The organism is Streptomyces sp. NPDC101118, assembly GCF_044759445.1.
Lineage (GTDB): Bacteria > Actinomycetota > Actinomycetes > Streptomycetales > Streptomycetaceae > Streptomyces.
Genome location: NZ_JBIVZG010000007.1, coordinates 188,807 through 202,883 on the forward strand (window position 1 = coordinate 188,807; position 14,077 = coordinate 202,883).

The 14,077-nt window shown below is 73.8% G+C and carries 14 protein-coding genes; 7 read left to right on the forward strand and 7 right to left on the reverse strand.

What is annotated here, in order from left to right:
* Nucleotides 1-12 precede the first annotated feature (12 nt).
* The gene (locus ACIQUQ_RS14915; RefSeq protein ID WP_403975438.1) at nt 13-495 is read right to left on the reverse strand and encodes a carboxymuconolactone decarboxylase family protein; all 483 of its coding nucleotides are present in this window, start codon (nt 493-495) and stop codon (nt 13-15) included.
* Nucleotides 496-541: 46 nt separating this feature from the next.
* Between ACIQUQ_RS14915 and ACIQUQ_RS14920 the strand changes: the two genes are divergently transcribed.
* A complete protein-coding gene (locus ACIQUQ_RS14920; protein ID WP_403975441.1) occupies nt 542-1,957 on the forward strand; it encodes a PLP-dependent aminotransferase family protein in 1,416 nt (471 codons plus the stop codon).
* Nucleotides 1,958-2,598: 641 nt separating this feature from the next.
* On the opposite strand, the gene ACIQUQ_RS14925 is transcribed toward ACIQUQ_RS14920, so the two are convergent.
* Nucleotides 2,599-3,801 (reverse strand): maleylpyruvate isomerase N-terminal domain-containing protein, encoded by a 1,203-nt coding sequence (locus ACIQUQ_RS14925; protein WP_403975671.1) that lies wholly within the window; start codon nt 3,799-3,801, stop codon nt 2,599-2,601.
* A 128-nt stretch (nt 3,802-3,929) separates the two neighbouring features.
* Nucleotides 3,930-4,514 (reverse strand): sigma-70 family RNA polymerase sigma factor, encoded by a 585-nt coding sequence (locus ACIQUQ_RS14930; RefSeq protein WP_403975444.1) that lies wholly within the window; start codon nt 4,512-4,514, stop codon nt 3,930-3,932.
* Between the two features lie 255 nt (nt 4,515-4,769).
* Here ACIQUQ_RS14930 and ACIQUQ_RS14935 point away from each other — a divergent pair, with 255 nt between their 5' ends.
* A complete protein-coding gene (locus ACIQUQ_RS14935) occupies nt 4,770-5,288 on the forward strand; it encodes an EF-hand domain-containing protein (RefSeq protein WP_403975447.1) in 519 nt (172 codons plus the stop codon).
* A gap of 151 nt (nt 5,289-5,439) precedes the next feature.
* On the opposite strand, the gene ACIQUQ_RS14940 is transcribed toward ACIQUQ_RS14935, so the two are convergent.
* Complete coding sequence (locus ACIQUQ_RS14940) at nt 5,440-6,984, reverse strand: class I adenylate-forming enzyme family protein (protein WP_403975450.1); 1,545 nt, start codon at nt 6,982-6,984, stop codon at nt 5,440-5,442.
* 140 nt (nt 6,985-7,124) lie between these two features.
* Between ACIQUQ_RS14940 and ACIQUQ_RS14945 the strand changes: the two genes are divergently transcribed.
* The 5 genes from ACIQUQ_RS14945 (at nt 7,125) to ACIQUQ_RS14965 (ending at nt 11,940) form a co-directional block, all read left to right on the forward strand.
* Nucleotides 7,125-8,333 carry an amidohydrolase family protein gene (locus tag ACIQUQ_RS14945; protein WP_403975452.1) on the forward strand — a complete coding sequence of 403 codons (1,209 nt, stop codon included), beginning with the start codon at nt 7,125-7,127 and terminating at the stop codon, nt 8,331-8,333.
* On the forward strand, nt 8,333-9,502 hold the full coding sequence (locus tag ACIQUQ_RS14950; RefSeq protein WP_403975455.1) for an acyl-CoA dehydrogenase family protein: 1,170 nt from the start codon (nt 8,333-8,335) through the stop codon (nt 9,500-9,502). The genes ACIQUQ_RS14945 and ACIQUQ_RS14950 overlap by 1 nt, the downstream gene beginning before the upstream one ends.
* Nucleotides 9,503-9,508: 6 nt before the next feature.
* Nucleotides 9,509-10,399 carry an acyl-CoA dehydrogenase family protein gene (locus ACIQUQ_RS14955; RefSeq protein WP_403975458.1) on the forward strand — a complete coding sequence of 297 codons (891 nt, stop codon included), beginning with the start codon at nt 9,509-9,511 and terminating at the stop codon, nt 10,397-10,399.
* A gap of 342 nt (nt 10,400-10,741) precedes the next feature.
* Nucleotides 10,742-11,170, forward strand: coding sequence for an ATP-binding protein (locus tag ACIQUQ_RS14960; RefSeq protein WP_403975460.1), 429 nt, complete (start codon nt 10,742-10,744; stop codon nt 11,168-11,170).
* A gap of 221 nt (nt 11,171-11,391) precedes the next feature.
* The gene (locus tag ACIQUQ_RS14965; protein ID WP_403975463.1) at nt 11,392-11,940 is read left to right on the forward strand and encodes a GNAT family N-acetyltransferase; all 549 of its coding nucleotides are present in this window, start codon (nt 11,392-11,394) and stop codon (nt 11,938-11,940) included.
* A gap of 41 nt (nt 11,941-11,981) precedes the next feature.
* Here ACIQUQ_RS14965 and ACIQUQ_RS14970 read toward each other — a convergent pair whose 3' ends face one another.
* The 3 genes from ACIQUQ_RS14970 to ACIQUQ_RS14980 form a co-directional block, all read right to left on the reverse strand.
* Nucleotides 11,982-12,494 carry a YcxB family protein gene (locus ACIQUQ_RS14970; RefSeq protein WP_403975465.1) on the reverse strand — a complete coding sequence of 171 codons (513 nt, stop codon included), beginning with the start codon at nt 12,492-12,494 and terminating at the stop codon, nt 11,982-11,984.
* A 10-nt stretch (nt 12,495-12,504) separates the two neighbouring features.
* A complete protein-coding gene (locus ACIQUQ_RS14975; protein ID WP_403975467.1) occupies nt 12,505-12,924 on the reverse strand; it encodes a hypothetical protein in 420 nt (139 codons plus the stop codon).
* Nucleotides 12,925-13,081: 157 nt separating this feature from the next.
* The gene (locus ACIQUQ_RS14980; RefSeq protein ID WP_403975470.1) at nt 13,082-14,008 is read right to left on the reverse strand and encodes a cyclase family protein; all 927 of its coding nucleotides are present in this window, start codon (nt 14,006-14,008) and stop codon (nt 13,082-13,084) included.
* Between the last annotated feature and the right edge of the window lie 69 nt (nt 14,009-14,077).

Below are 14,077 nucleotides of genomic sequence, written 5' to 3' on the forward strand. Positions count from 1 at the left end.
GCCCTTTGTCTCCTACTTCTTGCGCTCGTCCGTGCCGGCGATCTTGCCGGTGGCGATCGAGAAGCGGTTCCAGGTGTTGATCGCGCAGATCGCGGCCACCACCTGGGCCGTCTTCTCCTCGCCGAGCACGTCGGCCGACTCGCGGTAGACCGCGTCCGGGACGCCCCGCTCGGCGATCAGGGTGATCGCCTCGGTCAGCGCGAGCGCCGCGCGCTCCTCGGCCGAGAAGAAGTGCGCCGCGTCGCGCCAGACGGCGACCATGTGCAGCCGCTCCTCGCTCTCGCCCGCCTTCCGGGCGTCCGAGGTGTGCATGTGCAGGCAGTACGCGCAGTTGTTGAGCTGCGAGGCGCGGATCTGGATCAGCTCCACGAGGGAGGGCTCCAGACCCTGGCGGGCCGCCGCGTCGAGACCGATCTGCGCGCGGTAGACCTTCGGGGCGACTTCGGCGATGTTGATGCGGCCGGGGGTCTGGGTGAGCTCGTTCGTCGTCGTCATGTGATCAATCTATGAGCCGTATCGACCGGCTGTAGGGTGCATTTCCATGGCGGAATCCTGGGTCAATTCGGCGGAGCTGACCGGCAGCGACCTGCACCTGGAGCTGGCCCCCACCGGCAGCCGCCGGGCCGCGCTGGCCGATGCGCTGCGCGCGGCCGTACGGGAGGGCCGGCTGCCGCCCGGCACGCGGCTGCCGCCGTACCGGTCGCTGGCCGCCGACCTCGGGGTGGCCCGGAACACCGTCGCCGACGCGTACGCCGAGCTGGTCGCGGAAGGCTGGCTGACCGCGCGCCAGGGCTCGGGCACGCGGGTCGCGGAGCGGGCCGCGCCGCGGGCGGCGGTCCGCCGGCCGAAGCCGGTGCCGGCCCCGGCGGCGCCCTCGTACAACCTCCTCCAGGGGCAGCCCGACGCGGGCTCGTTCCCCCGTACCGGCTGGCTGGCGGCCGCCCGCCGGGCGCTGACCGCCGCCCCCAACGAGGCCTTCGGCCCGGGTGACCCGAGGGGCCGGGTGGAACTGCGGACGGCCCTCGCCGAGTACCTCGCGCGGGCCCGGGGGGTACGGACGGACCCCGAACGGATCGTGGTGTGCGCGGGCTTCGCGCACGGACTGCGGCTGCTGTACGAGGGGGGCGTGCTGCGCGGGCCGCTGGCGGTGGAGGAGTACGGGCTGCCGTACCACCGGGGGCTGCTGGAGCGGGCGCGGGTCCGGCTGCTGCCCCTGCCGGTCGACGGGCGGGGCGCGGACACCACCGCCCTGGCGGGGCTGCCGGGGGTGCGGGAGGTGCTGCTGACGCCGGCCCACCAGTTCCCGACGGGTGTGCCGCTGCACCACGACCGGCGGCGCACCGCCACGGACTGGGCGCGGGCGCGGGGCGGGCTGGTGCTGGAGGACGACTACGACGGGGAGTTCCGGTACGACCGCCAGCCGGTGGGCGCGCTCCAGGGCCTGGACCCGGAGCGGGTGGTCTACATCGGCTCGGTCAGCAAGTCCCTCTCCCCGGCGCTGCGGCTGGGCTGGATGGTGCTGCCGGACGCGGTGCTGGACGGGGTGCTGGCGGTGAAGGGGCAGCGGGAGGCGTGGGTGAGCGTGCCGGACCAGCTGACGCTGGCCGAGTTCGTCACGTCCGGCGGGTACGACCGCCACCTGCGGAAGATGCGGCAGCGGTACCGGCGGCGGCGCGACCAGCTGACCTCGGCGCTGGCCGAACAGGCCCCGCACATCACGGTGAGCGGGGTGGCCGCCGGGCTGCACGCGGTGCTGCGGCTGCCGGCGGGTACGGAGCGGGCGGTCGTGCAGGCCGCCGCGCGGCAGGGCCTGGCGGTGGACGGCCTCTCGGCCCACCGCCACCCCCGGGCCGCCGGCCCGGCCCCGGACGGCCTGGTCATCGGCTACGCCACGCCACCGGACAGCGCGTACACGGCGGCCCTGGCCACCCTCTGCCGCATCCTCCCACCGCCGTAGCCCCGGCGGGCCTGCCGCAAAGCACCGGGGCCGCGCCCGCAGATACGGGCCGAGCACCCGCCGGCCCTACGGGGGCTGTGCCGCCGGTACCGGCCATGCGCCTGCCAGCCCGCTCCCCCTGCCGGCCCGCTCGGCGCGCCCCCGCATGAGGGGTGCTTTCCCCCACCCCACCCTTCTCCCGTTCACCGGGGCTGCGCCCCGGACCCCGGGCTGCGCCCGGACCGGCTTGGGGCTGCGTCCCGGACCTCGGGCTGTGCCCGGAGCGGCTTGGGGCTGCGTCCCGGACCTCGGGCTGTGCCTGGACCGGCTTGGGGCTGTGCCCCGGACCTCGGGCTGTGCCCGGGTTCGCTGCCGCGACGTGCCGCAGTTTCAGCCCCTCCGGCGTTTGAGGAGCGGGGGCGCGGGGGCGGAGCCCCCGAGGGGGTCCGGGGCTCGCCCCGGTGAACGGGAGAAGGGCGGGGTGGGGCACTTTCCCAGCGGTAGCCGGGGGAGCCCCGCAGGGCAGCGGCCCGCGTCCCGGGACAGGGGGTACCCCACGGCGCCGGCTGCGGCAGGGGCACGCCCGAACCCCGGCAGGGGCCCGGCGCCCGCGGCCGGCCCGCGGTGGGCCCGCCACGGAGGGGGCCCGGTACCGCCGGAGGCTAGAGGCGGCTGAGGGACGCCGTCGCGAAGAGGACGTCCCTGATCGCCTCGCGGTCGCCGTGCTGGCCCAGCGCCGCTTCCTCCGGGGAGATGTGGCCCGCGGCCAGCCGGCAGAACTCGTCCCCGTCCAGGGCGATGCTGGCCACCGTGTGCTCCTCCGAGGTGGCCGCCGCCGGCGAGTCCAGGGCGATGTCCCACGTACCGCCGCCCAGCCCCTCGATCTCCAGGTGGAGGGTGCGGCCGGGCGCCCCCGCGGCCACGAGCCGACGGGCCGGGGCCGTCAGCCCCTCCCGGCGCCGCTTCGCCAGCGCCACCGGCAGCAGCCGGGCCGCCAGGTCCAGCATCTGGTGCAGGTGGGCGCCGGACGGCGGCTCGTACGGGTAGTCCACCGCGTCCGCGATGTCGCCCGCGTGCACCCAGCACTCGAAGGCCCGCTCCAGGAACGCGTCGCCCAGCGGCAGCGCGAAGCTCCCGTACGAGACGCCGAGTTCGGCCACGCCGCGCCCCGCGAAGGACACCGTGCGGACCAGGGTGTGCCCCTGCTCGCGCCACGGCTCGCGGACCCGCCGCGTCGAGGGCCGGGCGGCGGACTCCCAGTACTGCTCGGTCCGTTCCGCCGGATCCTTCGGCGCGTCCGCGCCCAGCGGGTCGTCCAGCCCGAGCGCGGTCGCCACCAGGCCGTCGACCGTCAGCAGGTGTCCGATGACGCCCGCCACCGTCGTCTTGCGGCTGCGCCTGCGTTCCTCCTCGAACCATTTCAGCCGCACCGGCGCGTGCCACTCCGCGTCCCCGATGTCCCGCAGCAGCGCGTCCAGCCGTGCGGTCTCAGCGTCGTACGGCGCGGCCCACGCCGGTACGGGGATCCGCGCCGGCCGCCGCCCGAGGCAGCCCTCCAGCACCCGCGACCGCAGCAGCGGGTCGAGGTCCAGGGACTCCTCGGGGTGCAGCAGCGCCACCGCGTCCCGCAGCCGCAGCGCCTCCTCGGCGCAGGGCGCGCACTCGGTGAGGTGGTCCTCGACGGCCCGGGTCTCCTCGGCGGAGCAGGCCGCCAGGGCCCACGCGCCCAGCAGGGACTTCAGCACCCCGTGCGAGGGCGGCGGCGGGGGAGCGAGGGACGGGTCCAGGTCGTCGGCCGCCCCGCGCGGTCCCGGTATCCGCGGACCGCCCGCGCCCGGGCGAGGCCCGTGCGGGACGGGTCCCAGCGGCCCGCCGGGGCCACCCGAGCCCGAGCCGCCGGAACCCGGTCCGCCGGAGCCGCCCGCGCCGCCGGGACCCGCGCCTGCGGCGCCGTACAGGGATTCGTCGTCGCCGCTCCAGCGGCTGTGCGCGTTCACAGCGTGCGTCCGTATCCGGACGGCGGTGCCGAGCCGTCCCGTGGCAGGGAGTTGGCGGTCGAGAGGAGCTGCAGGCCGAGCCTGAGTCTGCGCCGGGCCTCGTCCTCGGTCACCCCGAGGTCCGCGGCCGCCTGGCGGTAGTCGCGCCGCTGGAAGTACGCGAGCTCCAGCGCCTTCCGCAGGGGCGCCGGCATGGACGTGACGATGTAGTCGGCCCGGGCCGCGGCCGAGGCCAGCCGGAGCTTCTGCTCCAGCTCCTCGCGCGTGCCCCCGCCGCCCTCCGCGAGCGAGGCCGTCTCCGCCTGCCGCAGCCGGGCCACGGCCTGCCCCTGGGTGATGCGCGCGACCCACGACCGCATGGAGCCCTGCTTGGGGTCGTACGCGTCGGGGTTCTCCCAGATGTAGCCGAACACCTCGCGGGTGATCCGGTCGGCGGCCTTCTCGTCCCCCAGCACGCGGTAGGCCAGGCTGTGCACCAGGGAGGCGAAGCGGTCGTACAGTTCACCCAGCGCCGCCGCCTCGCCGCGGGCCAGCCGCTGCTGCATCCTGCGGTCCCAGCGCGGTGGTGCGTCCTTCGCCATGGCGGCCCCCAGCCCTGTGTCGACCTCTCGAATGTAATGGCCACGCGCCGCCGTGCGCCCGCTTTGGCCGAACTCCCCCCGTACGGGAACCGCCCGTGCTAGCAAGGGGCTCCGCGCGCCCCGGCGCGCTCCCCGTGCGCGGGCCCGGTGCGGCCACCCGCTTGACCGCTTTCCTTAACGCGCAGGCCACGCAGGCCTTACGCTCCGTCCTGACTGAAACGCAACCACCGCATTAGTGAAGGCGGAACGCCGAATATGGACAGCGCAGAGTACGAGCGCAAGATCGCCGCCCGATTCGCCACCTTCGACCAGGACGGCAACGGATATATCGACCGGGAGGACTTCAGCACCGCCGCGAAGGCCGTCCTGGCCGAATTCGGCACTGCCGCCCGCTCGGACCGGGGCCAGGCCGTGTTCATCGGCGCGGAGGCCTTCTGGCAGGGCATGGCCGGCATCGCCGACGTCGACGGAGACCAGCGCGTCACCCGCGAGGAGTTCGTCACCGGGGCCGCGAAGCGGCTGCGGGACAGTCCCCGGCGGTTCGCCGAGATCGCCCGCCCGTTCCTGCACGCGGTGCTCGCGGTGGCCGACCCGGAGGGCGGCGGCGCCACTCCCGAGGCGGCTGCGCGCGTGCTGCGGGTGCTGGGCACGGAGGCCGGCGTGGCCGCCCTGGTCGCGGCGGCCCTGGACACCGACGGCGACGGCCGGATCAGCGAGGACGAGATCCTGACCGCCTTCGCCGGCTACTGCGGCGTCGAACTCCCGGACGCGTAGGAACTCCGTGCCGGGCCCCCGCGGCCCGGCACCCTCCCCCCGGGGGCCCGCACCCTCCCCCTCGGCCCCGGCACCCTCCCCCTGGGCGCACCATCCGGGCCAGGGCGGAGGGTCCTCGCGAACTCCCCTGTGGGTGCGCGGAAGTGCCGGCCTACGCGAAGCGCTCGCGCAGCTTGTACTTGAGGATCTTGCGGAGGGCGTCGTTGCGGGGGAGGGCGGCGACGAGTTCGAGCTGCTCGGGCAGTTTGTGGGTGGCCAGGCCCTCGGCGCGGAGGTACGCGGTGAGGTCGTCCAGCGTGAGGGGGCCGGCGTCCTCGGGCTGTTCCACGACGGCGCAGACCCGCTCGCCCCGGTCGGGGTCGGGGAGGCCGATGACGGCGACGTCGCCGACGCCGGGCAGCCGGTGCAGCAGGTCTTCGATCTCCTTGGCGGAGATGTTCTCGCCCTTTCGGATGATCACGTCCTTGCTGCGGCCGGTGAGGACCAGGTGTCCGGTCCCGGTGAGGCGGCCGAGGTCCCCGGTCACCAGGAAGCCGTCGGCGTCGAAGACCTCCGCGTTCTGCGCCGGGTCGAGGTACCCCTGGCACACGGCCTCGCCGCGCAGCCGGACCTCGCCCTCCGTGCCGGCGGGCAGCGGCTTGCCCTCGGGGCCGGTGATCCGTATCTCCATGCCGGCCGGGGGCCGGCCCTCGGTGTGGGCGAGGTTCTCGGGGGTGTCGTCCGGTGAGCCCATGGTGATCATGGGGACCTCGGTCATGCCGTAGCCGTGGGTGAGCTGGCAGCCCAGTTCGCGGACCACCGCGTGGTAGATCTCGGGCGGCTTGGGCGCGCCGCCGCCCGCGAGCAGGCGCAGGGTGGGGACGAGCTTCTCGCCCGGGGCCTTGCGCTGTTCGGTGAGGAACATCGAGTAGAAGGCCGTGGAGCCGCCGGCCACGGTCACCCCGTGCCTGCGGTAGCCGTCCAGCGCGTCCGGCATCGCGAACTTCTCGAAGAGGACCGCGGGGAAGCCGTACAGCAGCAGCATCACGAGGTAGTCGGGCCCGCCGATGTGGGCGTACGGGAAGGCGATCGAGCCGACGTCGGTGGGCTGCAGGCGGAGGGCGTGGGCCAGGCAGGAGCCGCCGGCCATCAGGGAGCGGTCGGTGTGCAGGACGCCTTTGGGGTCCGAGGTGGTGCCGGAGGTCCAGTAGATCCAGCGGACGTCGGTGCCGGTGCGCGGCGGCCCGGGGAGCCCGGGGAACGCCGCCGGGTCGGCCTCGGGGAGGTCCTCGTACGCCTCGAAGACCCCGGTGGCGCCGAGCCGCTCGGCCATCGCGGTGTGGTCGAAGCCGCGCCAGGTGCCCGGTACGGCGAAGAACGCGGCGCCCGACGCGCGCAGCGCGAAGCCGACCTCGCGGTCGCGGTAGAAGGGGATGACGGGCGACTGGACGGCGCCGAGCCGGGTGAGGGCCACCGACAGCAGCACGGTCTCGATGCGGGTGGGGAGCTGCCAGGCGACGACCGTGCCGGGCCGGACGCCCTTGCCGTACAGCCCGGCGGCGACGCGTTCGGCGCGCTGGTGCAGGGCGCCGAAGGTGAGGGTGCGGCCGGTCTCGGCCTCGATGAGCACGGGGGCGTCGGGGGTGAGCGCGGCCCGGCGGGTGACGAGTTCCCAGAGGGTGGGTGCCTGGGCCAGTTCGTGTGCGGTGTCGGTCATGCCCTGACCTCCGTCGGGATGCTTAGCTGACGTTTCGTCAGATCGACTGGGAAGCGTAGGGCGCTGGCGCTTGTCGGTCCAGGGGTGGCGGAGCTAGCTTGTTTCTGACGGTGCATCAGAAACCCGGTGAGGGGAACCCCATGGAACTGCCCCGGATCATCAGCGTGGACGACCACGTGATCGAGCCCGCGCACCTCTTCGACACGTGGCTGCCCGCCAAGTACCGGGACCGCGGACCCAAGCCGCTCACCGCGGGCATCGGCGAGCTCGTCTACACCGGTGGCAAGTACGTGATCTCCATGGACCCGGACGGCCCGCCGACCGACTGGTGGATCTACGAGGACCTCAAGTTCCCGTACAAGCGGAACATCGCCGCCGTCGGATTCGACCGCGACGAGATGACCCTGGAGGGCATCACCCGCGAGGAGATGCGCCGCGGCTGCTGGGACCCCAAGGCGCGGCTGGCCGACATGGACCTCAACCACGTCGAGGCGTCCCTCTGCTTCCCGACCTTCCCCCGCTTCTGCGGCCAGACCTTCGCCGAGGCGCACGACAAGGAGGTCGCCCTGGCCTGCGTGCGCGCGTACAACGACTGGATGGTCGAGGAGTGGTGCGGCGACAGCGGCGGCCGCCTCATCCCCCTCTGCATCGTCCCCCTCTGGGACATCGGCCTCGCCGTCGCCGAGATCCGCCGCAACGCCGCCCGCGGGGTCCGCGCCGTCACCTTCTCGGAGATCCCCACCCACCTCGGGCTGCCCTCGATCCACTCCGGCTACTGGGACCCCTTCTTCGCCGCCTGCCAGGAGACCGGCACGGTGGTCAACATGCACATCGGGTCGAGCTCCCAGATGCCCGCCGCCTCCCCCGACGCGCCGCCCGCCGTCCAGGCCTCGCTCAGCTTCAACAACGCGATGGCCTCGATGATGGACTTCCTCTTCAGCGGCGTCCTCGTGAAGTTCCCGCAGCTCAAGCTCGCCTACAGCGAGGGCCAGATGGGCTGGATCCCGTACGCCCTGGAGCGCGCCGACGACGTGTGGCAGGAGCACCGCGCCTGGGGCGGCGTCCGCGACCTGATCCCCGAGCCGCCCTCCACGTACTACTACCGGCAGATCTTCTGCTGCTTCTTCCGCGACAAGCACGGCATCGAGGCCATCGACGTCGTCGGCCGCGACAACGCCACCTTCGAGACCGACTACCCGCACGTCGACTCGACCTTCCCGCACACCAAGGAGGTCGCCCTCGACCACGTGAAGGGCCTCGACGAGGAGACGGTCTACAAGCTGATGCGGGGCAACGCCATCCGCATGCTCGGGCTGGACCTCGACCGCGACCGCCGCAGGACGGTCTAGTGGACCTCACGTACACCGAGGAGGAGCGGGAGTTCCGGGCCCGCCTGCGCGAATGGCTCGGCAAGACGCTGCCCGAGCTGCCCCCCGCCCCCTCGCCCGACGACTGGCCGGGCCGCCGCGCGTACGACCTCGGCTGGCAGCGCCGGCTGTACGACGCCGGGTACGCCGGCCTGCACTGGCCCCTCGACGCGGGCGGCCGGGGCGCCACCCCCACCCAGCACCTGATCTTCCTGGAGGAGACCGAGCGCGCCGGGGCGCCCTACGTCGGCGCCAACTTCGTCGGGCTGCTGCACGCCGGGCCCACCATCGCCGCCGAGGGCACCGCGGAGCAGCGGGCCCGCTGGCTGCCGCCCGTGCTGCGCGGCGACGAGGTGTGGTGCCAGGGCTTCAGCGAGCCGGACGCGGGCTCCGACCTGGCCGCGCTGCGGACCAGGGCCGTGCGGGACGGGGACGAGTACGTGGTCACCGGCTCCAAGATCTGGACCTCGCACGCCGAAGTGGCCGACTGGTGCGAGCTGCTGGTGCGCACCGACCCGGCCGCGCCCAAGCACCGCGGGATCAGCTGGCTCGCGATGCCGATGGACGCCCCGGGGGTGTCGGTGCGGCCGCTGCGGACCCTTGCGGGGTCCACCGAGTTCGCCGAGATGTTCCTGGACGAGGTGCGGGTGCCGGTGGCGAACCGGGTGGGCGCCGAGAACGACGGCTGGCGCGTGACCATGGTGACCCTGTCCTTCGAGCGGGGCACCGCCTTCGTCGGGGAGGTGGTGGCCTGCCGCCGGACGCTGGCCGGGCTGGCCCGGGTGGCCCGGGACAACGGCCGCTGGGACGACCCGGTGCTGCGGCGGAAACTGGGGCGCCTGTACGGGGAGTTCGGCGCCCTCTGGCGGCTGACCCAGTGGAACGTGAGCGAGGCCGAGGGGTCGGGCGGGGTGCCCGGCGTCGGCGGCTCGGTCTTCAAGCTGCGGTACTCGCACGCGCGGCAGGAGCTGTACGACACGGCGGCCGAGGTGCTGGGGGCCGGGTCGCTCGTGCTGGGCGGCGACGGGGCGGGCGCGGAATGGGTGCCGGCCCGGCTGTCCTCCCTCTCGTACACCATCGCGGCCGGCACCTCGCAGATCCAGAAGAACATCGTCGCCGAGCGCATCCTCGGCCTCCCGAAGGGCCGGTGAGCCTCGTTGCGGTTCCAGTTGACCGAGGACCAGCGGGACCTGCGGGCGGGGGTGCGGGAGCTGTTGCGCGGCCGGTTCGGGCGGGACGCGCTGCGGGCCGCGGTGGACTCCGGCGAGCCCGTGGACCGGGAGCTGTGGCGGGAGCTGGGGGAGGCCGGGTTCTTCGCGCTGCGGGTGCCCGAGGAGGCCGGCGGGGTCGGGCTCGGGCTGCCGGAGGCCGTGCTGGTCTTCGAGGAGGCCGGGCGGGTGCTGCTGCCGGGGCCGCTGGTGGCCACGGAGCTGGCGGCGGGCTCGGTGCCGGCCGCGGCGGAGGGGGCCGCGGTGGTGACCGCTCCGGACCTCTCCGGGGGGCTGGTGGCGTACCTGGCGGAGGCGGACGTGCTGCTGGGGGCCGCGACGGGGGGCGAGGAGCCCGTACGGTCCGTGGACCCGCTGACGCCGCTGCACCGGGTGCCGGGCGCGCGGCCGCCGGAGGCGTGGCGGGCCGAGGGGGCGCTGCTGACGGCCGCGTTGCAGGTCGGCAGCGCCCTCGCGACCTGTGGGACGGCCGTGCGGTACGCCGGTGAGCGCGAGCAGTTCGGGCAGCCGGTCGGCGCGTTCCAGGCGGTCAAGCACCTGTGCGCGGAGATGCTGGTACGGGCCGAGGTGGCGCGTACCGCGGTGTACGCGGCGGCCGTGACCGGGGCCGCCGGCGAGGTGGCGGCGGCGAAGCTGCTGGCCGACGAGGCGGCCGTGCGCAACGCCCGGGACTGCCTCCAGGTGCACGGCGGCATGGGGTTCACGTGGGAGGCGGACGTGCACCTGCACCTGAAGCGGGCGTGGGTGCGGGCCGAGCAGTGGATGACCGCGCGGGAAGCGGAGGAGGTGCTGGCGGGGGAGCTGCTGGCCACGCTGTGAGGGGTGCAGTGAGCCGTGCTGTGAGAGGGCACCGCGGGTGACGGGTGGGACGGCGCGGGACGCATGTCCGATTACAGAGAGTTGATATCGGTTTGTGTCCTTCGTCCGACTCGTTACGCGGCGGAGTCGGGGGCGCCCTCCGGTACGCTCCCACAAATGCGAGCGGTTGAGCGGCGAGGGCGTCGCACAGTATGCACCACGCTTACTCCTTCGCGCTGGAATATGCCCGAAGCGCTTGTTGTCGTGACTGTATGTCAACCATGCTGCTCCGCAAGGGGGTCACGGTCGGTGATCCCGTTCTCTCGCGAGGCGAAGTGTCCGCCGGTTCGGATGGTGTGAGCGGTGCAGGTGCTTCAGGTTCAGCTGGAAGTCGGTGCGGATCCCGCCGAAGTGGGCCGCGCCCGCAGATGGGCGCGGTCCCGGCTGGCGGGGTGCGGCATAGGAGTGGACGAACCCCTCGCCGAGACGCTGATCCTGTTGATCTCCGAACTCGTGACCAACGCCGTGGTGCACACCGGCTGCCCCGCGGTGCTGCGGATGCTCTTCGGTGAGCCGGGGGTGCGGGTGGAGGTCGCCGACGTGAGCGCCCACCCGCCGGCCCGCCGTCACGCCGACGGCGAGTCCACCAACGGGCGGGGCCTGGAGCTGGTCGACGGCCTCGCGGACCGCTGGGGCTGGCAGCCGGAGGGCGCCGGGAAGCGCATCTGGTGCGAGGTCGACCGCGACGCCAAGGCCGACGATCCGGCGGACGTCCCTCTAACGAGGTGTTGACGGGCCGTCATGCGTTGATCACCCTGGAGGGGAGCGATTCGTCGCGAGGGGACGCCGAGGTATATGCCCTTGGCGAGTGCGGGTCGTGGGGTGGCGGCCCGCCGTGCCGCGCTCGGGGCGAGCACGAAAGCTCGCCGCCACCCGCAGGTCCCGGGGCCCCGCCCGGAGCACGGGCGGAAAGCGGTGGACAGGGGCGCGGTGGTCGGCGAGCATCTGCGGCGATGACCAACGAACTCGTACCCGAACCCAAGCGCGTCCGCTTCGTCGAGCTCAACGCCGAGGCGCTGCGCGCGCTCGCCGACGGGGACCTCGCCCGCGGCAGCGCCGTGGCCGGTGTCGCGCTCGACGAGCACTTCGTCGGCGACCGGGCCCGCCACATCTTCGGCTACCGCGCCGACCAGCTCGCGGGCGACCCGTCCGCCGGCCCCTGGCTCACCCGGGCCGCGGTCTCCGAGCCGGACGGCACGGTCGTCGGCGACGCCGGGTTCCACGGGCCCCCGGACGCGGACGGCGTGGTCGAGGTCGGCTACAGCGTCGTACCCCGCCACCGGCGCCAGGGCTATGCCCGCGCCATGCTGAGGGCGCTGCTGGTCAGGGCCGCCGCCGAGCCGGGCGTCAGGACCGTACGGGCCACCATCGGCTCCGACAACGCCGCCTCCCTGGCCACCATCGGGGGCTTCGGCTTCACGCGCGTCGGCGAGCGGGGCAACGAACAGGACGGCATCGCGTACGTCTTCGAGGTCCCGGCGGACGCGATCACGTCCGGGTGAGCACCGGGGGAGGTCCCTTCCGGAACCTCCCCCGGATGCCCTCAGCCGCGGTCGCCGGCGCGTGCGTGGGCGAAGGCGCCGAACAGGTCGCTCTCGCCGGGGCCGGTGAACAGCCGCTTGGGCAGCACCAGCAGGCAGGTCCGCCGGCCCGACCGCCCCACCAGCACGTGGGTGCCGGGGGTGTCGTGGTACCAGCGCACCTCGTCCCACGTCATGCGCATCGTCTCGCCGCCCCGGGACACCGTGATGCCGGCGTCGTCCACGACGGTGTGCTTCTCCGCGGCGGCCCGGCGCGCGTGGGAGAGCCGTACGAGCAGCCGCGGCAGGACCACGAGCATCACGACCGCGTAGGCCGCCGCGATGACGAGCGGCGCGGGGTGCACCGTGACGCCGTCCGCGTCGAGGGTGATCCCCGCCGCGGCGAACCAGACGGTTCCGAGCACGGCGGCCACGCGTGCCCACCGGAACGTGCCCGCAGCCTTGACGGCTTCCGCGAACTCGGCCCGGCTCACGGCGCCGGTGACGCTGAAGGACGCGTCGTGGCCGCCCGGCACCACCTCCACCTCAGGCGACCGGCTGGCCGACGATGTGGTCCAGCAGCCGGTCGAGTTCCTCGCGCCAGATGCGGTGGACGTTCATGCGGGCCGGCTTGGCCTGGCCGGGCAGCTGGAAGCGGAACCAGCTCCAGAGGGTGTTCCGGTTCACGTCGCTGACCAGCCAGGTGGCCTCGGTGCGCGGTATCGCGAAGGCCAGCTCCTTGGGCCGGTTGCTCAGTTTGCTCGCCTTGTGGACCAGCACGGCCTGCTCGGTGACGGTGATGAAGTAGTACGTGAGGAACGCCTGGCCGATCAGGCCGAGCATGCTCATCAGCCACACGCTCGGGCCCGCGACGGCCTGGATGGTCACGAGCGGCTTGTCGGCGGGGTTGGCCTCGGTGATGGCAGCGGCGACCTGCTGCTGGATGGTGGCCTTCTTGACGGCCATGTACGTCTCCTGAGCGATCTGAACGCCCCCCGGATGCCCGGGGGCACCGCACGCTATCCACCCCCGGGCGAACGGCGGCACCCCACGGAGATCACGAATTGGCCACTGGCGCGATCTGTTCACCTGGTTGGGGAATCGGGGCTGTCTCCCGGGGCGTCTACAGGATCGCCACCGGGGCCACCGGGGTGCCCGTGCCGCCCACGAAGGGTTCCGGCATCGCGCTGAGCAGGAACGTGTACTGCTGCTGGTCCGCGCAGGCCGTGGACAGGGCTTCCAGGTTCCAGTTCTGGCCCTGGTGCATGCCCATTTCCACCAGGTCCAGGGCGTGTACGGGGAGCCACAGGTTCTCGATCTCCGGCGGGAAGATCTCGAAGGTCAGGGTGTCGTTGGCGACCGCGGCCACGTCCCGGGCGTGGAACCACTCCGGGGTGCGCACCGACAGGCCGGGCGACGGGAAGCCGTAGCCGTGCTTGTCGCCCGCCAAGTAGACCTGGACCTGGCCGGTGCGGACCAGCACGATGTCCCCGGCGCGGACCGTGACCCGGCCGAACTCCTCGGCCTCCGCCAGGTCTTCCGGGGTCACCGCGTGGTTCCCCGGCAGCCGGTCCAGGCCCTTGGCGCGGGCCACGTCCAGCAGCACGCCGCGCGAGACGATCGGGCCGGCCTTCTCGATGCCGCTGTACTGCGCGCGGGTGTGCGGGGTGATGCTGTCCGCGGGCCGGCCGTTGTAGATCTTCCCCGAGTGGGAGACGTGCGTCAGGGCGTCCCAGTGGGTGGCCGCCTGCAGGCCCATGGTCACCGCGTCGTCGCTGCAGGCCACCGTGCCGGGGCCGAAGATCTCCTGGTTGATCTGGACCATCGTGTGCAGCGGGTTGATCCGGCCCGGGATCATGCCGGCCTGCACGCCGTCCTCCTTGAGCGGCAGCGCCAGCGGGACGCGGCGCCCGCTCGTGATGCCGGCCGCGGCGGCCCGTACGACCTCGTCGGTGATCAGGTTCAGCGTGCCGATCTCGTCGTCGGCGCCCCAGCGGCCCCAGTTGTTGACGCGCTTGGCGATGTCGTGGAACTCGGCGGGCAGGCTCATCGGTTGGTCAGCTCCTCGATTCCGGGCACGGACTGGGGCTTGTGCGGGTCCGTCCGACTGCCCATAGAA

What these genes read in the sequence shown, in the direction of transcription:
- ACIQUQ_RS14915 (WP_403975438.1), bottom strand. Translation starts at nt 495, where the DNA reads ATGACGACGACGAACGAGCTCACCCAGACCCCCGGCCGCATCAACATC.
- ACIQUQ_RS14920 (WP_403975441.1), top strand. Translation starts at nt 542, where the DNA reads ATGGCGGAATCCTGGGTCAATTCGGCGGAGCTGACCGGCAGCGACCTG.
- ACIQUQ_RS14930 (WP_403975444.1), bottom strand. Translation starts at nt 4,514, where the DNA reads ATGGCGAAGGACGCACCACCGCGCTGGGACCGCAGGATGCAGCAGCGG.
- ACIQUQ_RS14935 (WP_403975447.1), top strand. Translation starts at nt 4,770, where the DNA reads ATGGACAGCGCAGAGTACGAGCGCAAGATCGCCGCCCGATTCGCCACC.
- ACIQUQ_RS14940 (WP_403975450.1), bottom strand. Translation starts at nt 6,984, where the DNA reads ATGACCGACACCGCACACGAACTGGCCCAGGCACCCACCCTCTGGGAA.
- ACIQUQ_RS14945 (WP_403975452.1), top strand. Translation starts at nt 7,125, where the DNA reads ATGGAACTGCCCCGGATCATCAGCGTGGACGACCACGTGATCGAGCCC.
- ACIQUQ_RS14965 (WP_403975463.1), top strand. Translation starts at nt 11,392, where the DNA reads ATGACCAACGAACTCGTACCCGAACCCAAGCGCGTCCGCTTCGTCGAG.
- ACIQUQ_RS14975 (WP_403975467.1), bottom strand. Translation starts at nt 12,924, where the DNA reads ATGGCCGTCAAGAAGGCCACCATCCAGCAGCAGGTCGCCGCTGCCATC.
- ACIQUQ_RS14980 (WP_403975470.1), bottom strand. Translation starts at nt 14,008, where the DNA reads ATGAGCCTGCCCGCCGAGTTCCACGACATCGCCAAGCGCGTCAACAAC.